This window comes from Geodermatophilus maliterrae (assembly GCF_041018925.1).
GTDB lineage: Bacteria > Actinomycetota > Actinomycetes > Mycobacteriales > Geodermatophilaceae > Geodermatophilus > Geodermatophilus maliterrae.
On record NZ_JBFNXQ010000131.1, the window covers coordinates 1 to 12074 of the forward strand.

10 protein-coding genes are annotated in these 12074 nt (G+C 76.7%); 5 read left to right on the forward strand and 5 right to left on the reverse strand.

Annotated features, from left to right (window positions below):
• Together ABQ292_RS24225 and ABQ292_RS24230 are read right to left on the reverse strand one after the other, a co-directional pair.
• Positions 1-583, reverse strand: a 583-nt coding sequence (locus tag ABQ292_RS24225; protein WP_369210270.1) for an MFS transporter, incomplete at its 3' end; no start/stop codon positions are given.
• 7 nt (positions 584-590) lie between these two features.
• Entirely contained in the window at positions 591-1736 is a 1146-nt protein-coding gene (locus ABQ292_RS24230) for an acyl-CoA dehydrogenase family protein (RefSeq protein ID WP_369210271.1), read from the reverse strand.
• Positions 1737-1837: 101 nt separating this feature from the next.
• Here ABQ292_RS24230 and ABQ292_RS24235 point away from each other — a divergent pair, with 101 nt between their 5' ends.
• The 3 genes from ABQ292_RS24235 (at position 1838) to ABQ292_RS26715 (ending at position 7873) form a co-directional block, all read left to right on the forward strand.
• Positions 1838-2254, forward strand: a complete 417-nt coding sequence (locus ABQ292_RS24235; RefSeq protein WP_369210272.1) for a VOC family protein — start codon at positions 1838-1840, stop codon at positions 2252-2254.
• A 56-nt stretch (positions 2255-2310) separates the two neighbouring features.
• Complete coding sequence (locus ABQ292_RS24240; protein WP_369210273.1) at positions 2311-6924, forward strand: ATP-dependent helicase; 4614 nt, start codon at positions 2311-2313, stop codon at positions 6922-6924.
• A 64-nt stretch (positions 6925-6988) separates the two neighbouring features.
• Positions 6989-7873 carry a cold shock domain-containing protein gene (locus ABQ292_RS26715; protein ID WP_438940628.1) on the forward strand — a complete coding sequence of 295 codons (885 nt, stop codon included), beginning with the start codon at positions 6989-6991 and terminating at the stop codon, positions 7871-7873.
• Positions 7874-7879: 6 nt separating this feature from the next.
• On the opposite strand, the gene ABQ292_RS24260 is transcribed toward ABQ292_RS26715, so the two are convergent.
• Together ABQ292_RS24260 and ABQ292_RS24265 are read right to left on the reverse strand one after the other, a co-directional pair.
• Positions 7880-8299, reverse strand: a complete 420-nt coding sequence (locus tag ABQ292_RS24260) for a DNA glycosylase family protein (protein ID WP_369210274.1) — start codon at positions 8297-8299, stop codon at positions 7880-7882.
• Positions 8300-8822: 523 nt separating this feature from the next.
• A complete protein-coding gene (locus ABQ292_RS24265; RefSeq protein WP_369210275.1) occupies positions 8823-9416 on the reverse strand; it encodes an antibiotic biosynthesis monooxygenase in 594 nt (197 codons plus the stop codon).
• A 159-nt stretch (positions 9417-9575) separates the two neighbouring features.
• Between ABQ292_RS24265 and ABQ292_RS24270 the strand changes: the two genes are divergently transcribed.
• Positions 9576-10430, forward strand: coding sequence for a DNA-formamidopyrimidine glycosylase family protein (locus tag ABQ292_RS24270; RefSeq protein WP_369210276.1), 855 nt, complete (start codon positions 9576-9578; stop codon positions 10428-10430).
• Between the two features lie 22 nt (positions 10431-10452).
• Here the strand turns inward: ABQ292_RS24270 and ABQ292_RS24275 are convergent, their stop codons facing one another.
• Complete coding sequence (locus ABQ292_RS24275) at positions 10453-11049, reverse strand: TetR/AcrR family transcriptional regulator (RefSeq protein WP_369210277.1); 597 nt, start codon at positions 11047-11049, stop codon at positions 10453-10455.
• A 107-nt stretch (positions 11050-11156) separates the two neighbouring features.
• Between ABQ292_RS24275 and ABQ292_RS24280 the strand changes: the two genes are divergently transcribed.
• The coding region (locus tag ABQ292_RS24280; RefSeq protein WP_438940629.1) for a hypothetical protein at positions 11157-12074 on the forward strand (918 nt) is incomplete at its 3' end.

A 12074-nucleotide genomic window follows, 5' to 3' on the forward strand; every position in this document is an offset into this window, starting at 1 on the left:
CGACGGCGACCGCGGCGAACACGGCGGCGGAGACGACGAAGCCGCCGCCGAGCGCCGGCAGCCCGAGTGCCCGGCCGAGCCCCGCGCCGGGCGCGGCGAGGTTGGGGCCGAGCACCGAGCCGACCGTGGTCGCCCAGACGACGAGCGACAGCGCCCGGCCACGCCGCTCGGGGGCGGCGAGGTCGGCGGCGGCGTAGCGGGCCTGCAGCCCGCACGTCGTGGACGCGCCGAAGGCGAACAGCCCGGCCAGCAGCAGCGGCAGCGACGACAGGGCCGCGGCGAGGACGGTCAGCGCGGCACCGGCGACGGCGACCGCGTACCCGGTGGCCAGCCCCGCCCGGCGGCCGGCCCGGTCGGACAACCGCGCCAGGGGAACGGCGAGCACCGCGGCACCCAGCACGCCCGCCGTCTGGCCGAGCCCGGCGGCGGCGTCGCTGCCGGCGACCTCGCGGGCGAGCAGCCCGCCGACGGTGATGCCGACGGTCACGCCCAGCCCCCCGAGCGCCACCGCGGCCGACAGGACGCCGACCGTGCGCCGCTGGACCCGCTCGACGTCGAGGGCGGCGGGGACCTCGGTCGTCACCGGCAGCTCACAGACCGAGCGAGCGGCCGATGATCTCGCGCATGATCTCGTTGGTGCCGCCGTAGATCGACTGCACGCGAGCGTCGCGCCAGGCCTTGGAGACCGGGTACTCGTCCATGTAGCCGTACCCGCCGTGCAGCTGCAGGCAGCGGTCGGCCACCTTGTTCTGCAGCTCGCTGGTCCAGTACTTGGCCATGGCCGCGTCGACGGCGGTGAGCTCGCCGGTGTTCAGCTGGCGCACGCACTCGTCGACGAAGGTGCGCGCGATCGTCGTCTCGGTGTGCAGCTCGGCGAGGACGAACCGGCTGTGCTGGAAGCTGCCGACCGGGCGGCCGAACGCCGTCCGGCTGGTCACGTACTCGCGGGTCCGCGCGAGCACCGTCTCGCAGGCGGCGACCGCGCCGACGGCGATCGAGAGCCGCTCCTGCGGCAGGTTGGCCATCAGGTGGGCGAAGCCGGAGTTCTCGGTGCCGAGCAGGTTGGCCGCCGGCACCCGGACGTCGTCGAAGAACAGCTCCGCGGTGTCCTGTGCCTTCAGGCCCACCTTGTCGAGGTTGCGGCCGCGCGTGAAGCCGGGCATCCCGCGCTCGACGACGAGCAGGCTGGTGCCCTTCGCGCCCGGGGCGTCGGGGTCGGTGCGCGCGACCACGATGACCAGGTCGGCGTTGATGCCGTTGGTGATGAAGGTCTTCGCGCCGGCGAGGACCCAGTCCTCGCCGTCGCGGCGGGCGGTGGTGCGGATCGCCTGCAGGTCGCTGCCGGTGCCCGGCTCGGTCATCGCGATCGCGGTGATCAGCTCGCCGCGGCAGAACGCGGGCAGCCACCGCTGCGCCTGCTCCTCGGTGCACAGGTCACGCAGGTAGGGGGCGACGACGTCGTTGTGGAGGCCGAAGCCCACGCCGCTGGCGCCGATGCGGGTCATCTCCTCGTCGAGGACGGCGTTGTAGCGGAAGTCGCGCACCCCGCCGCCGCCGTACCGCTCGTCGACGTCCATGCCCAGCAGGCCCTGCTCGCCGCCGGAGAGCCACAGCTCGCGGGGGACGATGCCGTCGCGCTCCCACTGGTCGTGGAAGGGGGCGACGTTCTTCTCCGCCCAGTCCCGGACCATCCGCCGGAAGTCCTCGTGCTCGGCCTCGTGGAGCGAGTGGCGCATGCCCGGAAGTGTGCCGCACGCCACCCCCGATCGGCGCCGACGGCCCCGGCGTGCGGGCCGGCCACCGGGCGGGACCGGCGACCGGACCGCAGGATCGCGGCATGCCCATCCCCACCACGTCCTTCGCCCACGTCCGGCTGACCGTCACCGACATCGACCGGTCGCGGGCCTTCTACGAGGACGTGTTCGGGCTGCCGGTCGCCTTCGAGGTGCCCGCGGGTGCCGACGCCGCGACCCGCGAGCAGCTGTCGTTCCTCTACGGCGGCGTGATCTACGCCCTCGGCGACCAGCTGCTGGGGCTCCGGCCGGTCGGCGCGGACCGCTTCGACGAGGACCGCACCGGGCTGGACCACCTGAGCTTCGCCGTCGGGTCCCGCGCCGACCTCGACGCCGCGGCCGCGCTGCTCGACGAGCGGGGCATCGCGCACGGCGGCGTGAAGGACATCGGCGCCGGCGCCGTCCTCGAGTTCCGCGACCCCGACGGCATCGCCCTGGAGCTGTACGCGCCGCCGGCCTGACCCGGGCGCATCCGCGCAGGCCAGCGGACTGTCGTACCCGCGGGGACACTGGGGACGTGCCAGCTCTCGACCGGTTCTCCGAGCCCACCCGGGCGTGGTTCACCGGCGCCTTCGCCGAGCCCACGGCCGCCCAGGAGGGCGCGTGGGAGGCCATCAGCAGCGGTGGGCACGCCCTCGTCGTCGCCCCCACCGGGTCGGGCAAGACGCTGGCCGCCTTCCTCTGGTCGCTGGACCGGCTCACCGCCACCCCGCCGGCCGACGAGAGCCGGCGCTGCCGCGTCCTCTACGTCTCACCGCTCAAGGCGCTGGCCGTCGACGTCGAGCGCAACCTGCGCGCCCCGCTGACCGGCATCGGCCAGGCGGCGATGCGCCTGGGCCTGCCCCGCCCGGAGATCTCCGTCGGCATCCGGTCCGGCGACACCCCCGCCGACGAGCGGCGCGCCTTCGCCCGGCGGCCCACCGACATCCTCATCACCACGCCGGAGTCGCTGTTCCTGCTGATGACCAGCGCCGCCCGCGAGGCGCTGCGCGGCGTCGAGACGGTGATCGTCGACGAGGTGCACGCCGTCGCCGACAGCAAGCGCGGCGCGCACATGGCCGTGACGCTCGACCGGCTCGACGAACTGCTCGAGCGCCCGGCGCAGCGGATCGGCCTGTCGGCCACCGTGCGCCCCATCGAGGAGGTCGCCACTTTCCTCGCCGGTGGCCGGCCGGTGCAGGTCGTGCAGCCGACGTCGGTCAAGCAGTGGGACCTCTCGGTCGTCGTCCCGATCGAGGACATGAGCTCCCTCGGCCAGCCGACCGGGGAGCTGGAGGGCTCGGCGGCCGGCGACCAGCCGCGGACGTCGATCTGGCCGGCGGTCGAGGAGCGGGTCCTCGACCTGGTCGAGGCGCACCGCAGCACCATCGTGTTCGCCAACTCCCGACGGCTGGCCGAGCGGCTGACCAGCCGGCTCAACGAGATGTCCTACGAGCGGACCACCGGCGAGACCGTCCCACCGGGCACCAACGCCGCCGCGCTCATGGCCCAGGCCGGCTCCGGCGGCGGCACGCCCGAGGGCTGGCAGCCGGTCGCCGCGGCCCACCACGGCTCGGTCTCCCGGGAGCAGCGCGCGGTCGTCGAGGAGGCGCTGAAGTCAGGGCGGCTGCCGGCGGTGGTGGCGACGTCGTCCCTCGAGCTCGGCATCGACATGGGCTCGGTCGACCTCGTCGTCCAGGTGGAGTCCCCGCCCACCGTCGCCGCCGGCCTGCAGCGGGTCGGCCGCGCCGGGCACCAGGTCGGCGCGGTCAGCCGCGGGGTGCTGTTCCCCAAGTACCGCGGCGACCTGGTGCAGTGCGCGCTGGTCGCCGAGCGGATGAAGGCCGGCGCCATCGAGTCGATCCGCTACCTGCGCAACCCGCTCGACGTGCTCGCCCAGCAGATCGTGGCGATCGTCTCCGAGGGCCCGCGCACCGTCGACGAGGTCGGCGCGCTGGTGCGCCGCTCCGCGCCGTTCTCCGGCCTGCCCGACTCCGCGCTGCACGCCGTCCTGGACATGCTCGCCGGCCGCTACCCCTCCGACGCGTTCGCCGAGCTGCGCCCGCGGCTGACGTGGGACCGGGTCGCCGACACCCTCACCGCCCGCAGCGGCGCGCAGCGGCTGGCGGTCACCAGCGGCGGCACCATCCCCGACCGCGGGCTGTTCGGCGTCTTCCTCGTCGGCGGCGAGGGGTCCGGCGGGCGGCGGGTGGGCGAGCTGGACGAGGAGATGGTCTACGAGTCGCGGCCCGGCGACGTCTTCCTGCTCGGCTCCTCGTCGTGGCGGATCGAGGAGATCACCCACGACCGGGTGCTGGTCTCCCCCGCCCCCGGCCAGCCCGGGAAGATGCCGTTCTGGCACGGCGACGCCCCCGGCCGGCCGCTGGAGCTGGGCCGGGCGCTGGGGGCCTTCCTCCGCGAGGTCGGCGCGGCGACGCCGGAGAAGGGCCGGGAGCGGGCGCAGGCCGCCGGGCTCGACGACTGGGGCGCGGCCAACCTGCTCGCCTACCTCGCCGAGCAGAAGGCGGCCACCGGCCACCTGCCCGACGACCGCACCCTGCTGGTCGAGCGGTTCCGCGACGAGCTCGGCGACTGGCGGCTGGTCGTCCACTCCCCCTTCGGCGCGCAGGTCAACGCCCCGTGGGCGCTGGTGCTGGCCGCCCGGCTGCGCGAGCGCTACGGCGTCGACGTCGCCTCGATGCACTCCGACGACGGCATCGTGCTGCGGCTGCCCGACACCACCGGCGAGCCGCCCGAGGCCGACCTCGCCGTCCTCGACCCCGACGACGTCGAGCGGGAGGTGACCGCCGAGGTCGGCAGCTCCGCGCTGTTCGCCAGCCGGTTCCGCGAGTGCGCCGCCCGGGCGCTGCTGCTGCCCCGCCGCGACCCGCGCCGCCGCACGCCGCTGTGGCAGCAGCGGCAGCGCGCCGCCCAGCTGCTGAGCGTGGCCAGCGAGTTCTCCTCCTTCCCCATCACGCTCGAGGCCGCGCGCGAGGTGCTGCAGGACGTCTACGACGTGCCGGGCCTGGTCGAGCTGATGCGCGACGTCCGCTCCCGCCGGGTGCGCGTGGTCGACGTCCAGACTCAGGCGGCGAGCCCGTTCGCCCAGTCGCTGCTGTTCGGCTACGTCGGGCAGTTCCTCTACGAGGGCGACGCCCCGCTGGCCGAGCGGCGGGCGCAGGCGCTGGCCCTCGACACCGGCCTGCTCGCCGAGCTGCTCGGCCGCTCGGAGCTGCGCGAGCTGCTCGACGCCGAGGCGCTGGCCGAGGTGGAGCGGGAGCTGCAGCGGCTGCCGGCCGAGCGGCACCCGCGCGACGTCGACGGCGCGGCCGACCTGCTGCGCGTGCTCGGCGACGCGACCCCCGCGGAGGCCGCGGCCCGCGGCGTGCCCGCCGAGTGGCTCGAGGAGCTGGTCGCCTCCCGCCGGGCCATCGTCGTGCGAATCGCCGGCGAGGAGCGGCACGTCGCCATCGAGGACGCCGGCCGGCTGCGCGACGCCCTCGGCACCGCCCTGCCGGTGGGCGTCCCCGAGGCGTTCACCGAGCCGGTCGCCGACCCGCTGGGCGACCTCGTCGGGCGCTACGCCCGCACCCACGGCCCGTTCCAGCCGGCCGAGGTCGCCGCGCGGCTCGGCCTCGGCGTCGCGGTGGTCACCGCCACGCTGCAGCGGCTGGTGGGCACCGGCCGGCTGGTCACCGGCGAGTTCCGGCCCGGCGGCAGCGGCCAGGAGTGGTGCGACGCCGACGTGCTGCGCTCGGTGCGCCGCCGCAGCCTGGCGAAGCTGCGCCAGGAGGTCGAGCCGGTGCCGATCGGCACGCTGGCCCGGTTCACCCCGTCCTGGCAGTCGGTGGGCAGCCGGATGCGTGGGGTCGACGGCGTGCTGGCCGTGGTCGAGCAGCTGGCCGGCGCGCTGGTGCCGGCCAGCGCGCTGGAGTCGCTGGTGCTCCCCTCCCGGGTGCGCGACTACTCCCCGGCGATGCTCGACGAGCTGACCAGCGCCGGCGAGGTGCTGTGGGCCGGCGCCGGCGGGCTGCCCGGCGGGGACGGCTGGGTGAGCCTGGTGCCCGCCGACCTGGCGCCGCTGCTGCTGCCCGATCCGCTGGAGCTGCCGCAGGAGGGCGGGTACGGCGCCGCCGTCCTCGAGCACCTGGCGGCCGGGCAGGCGGTGTTCTTCCGCGGCCTGGCGGACCTGGCGGGCGCCACCGACGACACCGCGATGGCCGACGTCGTCTGGGACCTGGTGTGGGCGGGCCTGCTCACCAACGACACGCTCGCCCCGCTGCGCACCCGGCTGGCCGGCGGCGGCACGCACAAGCGGCAGCCCGCGCCGCCCCGGGCCCGCGTCGACCGGACCCGCTACGGGCGCACCCGGCTCGGCCGCCCGGCGATGCCCACCCGCACCGGCCCGCCCACGGTGGCCGGCCGGTGGTCGCGGCTGCCCGAGCGCGAGCCCAACCCCACCCGGCGCACCACCGCCCGCGCCGAGGCCCTGCTCGAGCGGCACGGCGTGCTCACCCGCGGCGCGGTGACGGCCGAGCAGGTGCCCGGCGGCTTCTCCGCCGTCTACCCGGTGCTGCGCGCGTTCGAGGAGAACAACCGGGCGCGGCGCGGCTACTTCGTCGAGACCCTCGGCGCCGCGCAGTTCGGCACCCCCGGCTCGGTCGACCGGCTGCGCGCCTTCGCCACGCCCGACCGCGCGCCCGAGGGGCCGGTCGTGCTGGCGGCCACCGACCCGGCCAACGTCTACGGCGCCGCGCTGCCCTGGCCCGACCGCACCGGCCCCATCGCCGGCGACGGCGAGACGTCGGCGGCGCAGGTCGCCGTCGACATGGGTGAGGGCACCGGTGGCGGGAAGAAGGCCACCGGGCACCGCGCCGGGCGCAAGGCCGGCGCGCTGGTGGTGCTGGTCGACGGCGAGCTCGTCCTCTACGTCGAGCGCGGCGGGAAGACCCTGCTGTCGTGGACCGAGGACGAGACGACGCTCAAGGAGGCCGCGACGGCGCTGTCGGGGGCCGTCGCCGCCGGGGCGCTGGGGCGGATGGTGGTGCAGAAGGCCGACGGCGCCTCGGTGCACGAGTCCACCCCGCTGTCGGCGGCGCTGCAGGCCGCCGGGTTCGCCGCCACCCCCCGCGGACTCCGGCTGCGGGGCTGACCGGCCCTCCGGCGGTCCCGCGTACCGTTGGCCGACGCACGACGTGAGGGATGAGGGAACAGACATGGCTGCCGGCACGGTCCGCTGGTTCGACGCGGAGAAGGGCTTCGGGTTCATCGAGCCGCAGGAGGGCGGGGACGACGTCTTCGTCCACTTCTCGGCCATCGAGGACACCGGGGGCTTCCGCACCCTCGAGGAGGGCCAGGCGGTCGACTTCGACGCCACCGCGGGCCCCCGCGGTCCGCAGGCCGAGCGGGTGCGGCCGGTGGGCGGCGCCCCGCGCGGCCGCCGCGACGACCGTGACCGGGGGCGCGACGACCGGGGCGACCGGGACCGCGGCGGCGACCGGTACCGCGACGACCGCGGTGACCGCGGCCGCTCGGGCAGCCGCGCCCCGCGAGGCCTCGTCGTCCAGGGCACCGTCGCCCGCTTCGACCCCGACCGCGGCTTCGGCTTCATCGTCCCCGAGGACGTCTTCGTGCACGTCTCCGCGCTGACCGGCCGCGGCGGCGAGCTGGAGGAGGGCGACCGGGTCGAGTTCGAGCTGGTCGAGGGCAACCGCGGGCTGCAGGCCGAGGCAGTGCGGCTGTTGCCGCCGGCCCGGCGCGGCGGCTACGACCGGCCGGCGCGCGACCGCGGCGGCGACCGCGACCGCGGCGGCGACCGGGACCGCGGCCGTGACCAGCGTCCGGCACCGCGGGGCGGCCGCGGCGGGGACGACGGCGGCGCACCCGGCGGCTCCGCCGAGGGCACCGTGCAGTGGTTCAACGGGGAGAAGGGCTTCGGGTTCATCACCCCCGACGACGGCGGCGACGACGTCTTCGTGCACTTCTCCGAGATCGCCGACGACGGCGGCTACCGCGAGCTCGAGGAGGGGCAGCGGGTCGCCTTCACCCGCACCTCGGGCGCCCGCGGCACCAGTGCGACCGGCGTCCGCCCCCTCGGCTGAGCGTCCTCACCGCCGGCGGCCGGTGATCCCACCGGTCCGCCGCTCGCGGTCGGTCCGCACCAGCAGCGAGACCCAGCTGCGGTAGGGCCGCCACGGCTCGGCGAGCGCCGCGAGCTCGGCCGGCGCCGGGTCGATCAGGCCGTACAGCTCGGCGAGCGAGGCGGTCAGCCGCGGCTCCGCGGTCGGCAGGACGTCGGGCGCCCCGGCGCCGCGGACCACGACCAGGTCGGCGGAGAACGGCCCGATCCCGGGCAGCTCGAGGACCGCCGCCCGGGCCTCCCCCGCCGGCACCGACCGCAGCCGCGCCGCGTCGAGCCGGCCGTCGAGCGCGGCCTCGGCCAGGCCGGCCAGCCGCTGTCGTCTGACCTCCGGCCCGGCAGTCCGCCGGCGACGGCACGCAGCCGCTCCGGCGTCGGGAACGCCCACAAGTCGACACCGTCGACGTCGTGCCGGGTGCCGAACCGCCGCGACAGGCGCTCCTCCACCGCCGCGGCCTGCACGATCGACGAGCGCTGCGAGAGCACCGCCCAGCAGGCCGCCTCGTACGGCGAGCAGAAGCAGACCGGGCGCAGCCCCGGGTACCGCGCGGCCAGGCCGGCCACGACCGGGTCGGCCGCGGCGACCGCCGGGAAGCCCGAGCCGTCGACGTCGAGGCCGACGATGCGCGCCACCTGGTCGGGCAGCCGGTCGGGCACCGGCCCGTCGGTCTCGACGGTGACGACGCCGTCCTGCCGGACGGCGATCCCCACGGTGACGTCCGCGCCGTCCACCGGGAAGGCCAGCCGCAGCGCACCGTCCGCGGCACCGCGGAACCGCGCGGGCGCGAAGCCCTCGAGGAAGCCGGTGCCCGCGGCCAGCGAGAACGGACCGCGGACCGGCGGCGCGGAGGACGTGCCGGCTGTCTACACCGGGGGCCCGACGCTCCCGGCCCGGCTCCCGCGACCGGGGGTCAGCGACGGGGGTGCAGCCAGCGGCGGCACAGCCGGGACAGCGCCGGCATGACGACGTAGCCGAGCAGCACCACCACGACGACGGCCGACAGCAGGAGCCGCACCGGCAGCGGCCAGCCCGAGATGTGCGGCGCGACCAGCAGCGAGAACGCCAGCGTGATGGCGAAGACGGCGGCGACGGTGAGCACGGTCATCCGCCACCGGGGCCCCGGCCGGGAGGGGGTGAGCGCGGTGAAGAAGGTGTCCAGGCCGGCCACGTGGGCGTAGTCGACCCGGTCGGTCAGGTGCTCGACGCGCCGCAGCGCCGCCCGCCGCTCGGCCGAGCGCTCCCAGCGGGCCAGCGACTCGCCGTCGGCGAAGCGGTAGACCAGGTGGTAGCGGGTCGAGCCCGGGCCGGGACGCAGCAGGCTGGTACCCAGGTTGCCCGGGAACTCCGCGGCCATGCCCAGGACCTCGGCGGCCCACCGCTCGAAGGCCTCGCGCTGGTCGGCCCGCACGTCGCGGGCCACGGTGACCGTGACCGGCTCGGCCGCCGCGGCCACCGCCTCGGGCGCGGTGACCGGAGAGCTCGTGGAACGGTCGCGTCGCTGCACGGGAGGCTCAGCACCGCGGCGGACCGGCGCGTTCCCGCTGCGGGGGTGACCTGCGCCGCGTCCGGGCCACAGAAGGACCCCCCGCCCCCCACCGCTCGCACGCTCGCGGCGGGCCCCTGCAGGGGGCCGAGGACGAGGCCACGGGGGAGACTGGAGCGCGTGCCCGAGGGAGACACCGTCTGGCTGGCGGCCAAGCGGATGAACACCGCGCTCGGCGGCGCGACGCTGCGCCGCGGCGAGCTGCGCGTGCCCCAGCTGGCCGCCACCGACCTCGCGGGCCGCACGGTGGCCGAGGTGGTGCCGCGGGGCAAGCACATGCTCACCCGCTTCACCGACGGCTGGACGCTGCGCACCCACTACCGGATGGACGGCAGCTGGCACATCTACCGGCACGGCGCGAGGTGGCGCGGCGGTCCCGCGTTCGCCATCCGCGCGGTCCTCGCCACGGACGCGTGGGAGTGCGTCGGCTACCGGCTGCACGACGTCGCCATGGTGCGCACCGAGCACGAGGACCAGCTCGTCGGGCACCTCGGCCCCGACGTGCTCTCCCCTGACTGGGACCTCGACGAGGCGCTGCGCCGGCTGCGGAGCCACCCCGACGAGCAGATCGGCGTCGCGATCCTCGACCAGCGCAACCTGTGCGGGCCCGGCAACCTCTACAAGGTCGAGGGACTGTTCGTCTGCGGCGTGCACCCGTGGGCGCGCGTCGCAGACGTCGAGGACCTCCCCGGGCTGGTCGAGCGGACCCGCACGCTGATGCTCGCCAACCGCGACCGCCCCGAGCAGAGCACCACCGGCGACCTGCGCCGCGGCCGCGACCACTGGGTGTACGGCCGCAAGGACCGCCCCTGCCTGCGCTGCGGCACCCCCGTCCTGCGCGGTGACCAGGGACCGGACCTGCAGGAGCGGATCACCTACTGGTGTCCCCGCTGCCAGGCCGCCCGCTCCCCCATCGACCCGATGGCCCGCACCGGCGAGCCCGACCACCCGCCGCCGCTGCCCAGCGCCACCTGAGGCAGCGGCTCCGGGTCCCCGCTCACCCCGGCGGCAGCAGGAGCCCGACCGCCGCCGCGTAGCGCTCGGGGTCGACGTCGCGGAGCAGGGCGTTCTGCAGCACCGCCCCCACCAGCAGCGAGAACAGCACCTGCCCGAGCGCCTCGGCGTCGGTGTCCGGCGGTAGGTGACCGGCGTCCCGCCAGTGGGCCACCCGCTCGCCCAGCCGCCGGCGGACCAGCCCATAGGTGCGCGTGGCGATGCCGTGGACCGTCGCGTCGCGCAGCGCCTCGGCCCACGCCGTGACCGCCACCCGTGTGTAGTCCGCGCCGCCACCGACCGCGATCGGCCACACGCCCAGCAGCACGCCCTGCACGACCTCGGTCGGCGAGCGCCGGCCGTCGGCCAGCACCCCGTCGAGCACGCCGGTCACCGTCTGGATGATCGGCTCGACGACCGCGACGACGAGGGCGTCCTTGCTCGGGAAGTAGCTGTAGACGGCTCCGGCCGACAGCCCCGACTCGCGGACGACGTCGCGCACGGACGTCGCGTGGAAGCCGTCGCGCTCGAAGCAGCGCAGCGCTGCGTCGAGGACCTGACGGCGGCGGGCGGCGAGGTGATCCTCGGAGACTCGGGGCACGACGAGGAGCATAGAGAACGGTCGTCCGTCTTGCATTGCGGGCATGCCGGGTGGACACTCGAACCGCTTGCTGAACGAGCGTCCGATTTACCCCTCAGGAGGTCGTCGTGACCACCACTCCTCTCCTCCACTCCCCCGCCGGGCCCGTCGACACGGAGGCGACCGCCGCCACGCCCTGGCCCCGCGTCGTCGCGCTGGCCGCCGCGGTGGCCGTCGGCCTGACCGTCCTGCTCGCCGCCTTCGCGTGGCCGGCCACCCGCACGGCCCCGCGGGACGTCCCGGTCGCGGTGGTCGGGCCCCCGGCCGCCGTCGAGCAGGTCCGCGCCGCGGTCGAGCGGACCCAGCCCGGGGCGCTGGACCTGCGGCCCGCGACCGACGTGGCCGAGGCCCGCCGGCTGGTCGAGGACCGCGAGGTCTACGGCGCCCTGGTGCTCGACCCGGCGGCGCCGCGGGTCGTCGTCGCCACCCAGGCCGGTCCCGCGGTCGCCCAGCTGCTCAGCTCCGCGGCCGCCGGTGCCACCGGCGGTACGGCAGCGCAGGTGGACGACGTCGCCCCTGCCGCCGAGGGTGACCCGCGCGGCGCGGGGCTGGCCGCCGGGGCACTGCCCATCGCCCTGGGCGGCGGGGCCGGCGCGGTGCTGCTGGCGCTGCGGGTGCGCGGCCCGGGACGGCAGGCCGCGGGCGCGGTGGTGCTGGCCCTGCTCGCCGGTCCTGCGGCGGCCGGTGTGCTGCACGGCTGGCTGGGCGCACTGAGCGGGGACCCGGTCGCGGAGGCCGCGGTGCTCTCGCTGGGGCTGGCCGCCACGACCCTGGGGGTGCTCGGGCTGGCCGCCGTCGCCGGGCGGGTGGGTCTGGGGCTGGGCATGGCCACCGTGATCGCCCTCGGCAACCCGCTGTCGGCCGCGGCGAGCGCACCCGTGCTGCTGCCGGACGGCTGGGCGCAGCTGGGTCAGCTGCTGCCGCCGGGCGCCGTCGTCGCCGCGCTGCGGGCGGTGTCCGGTTTCGGCGGCACGGGTGCCGCCGGC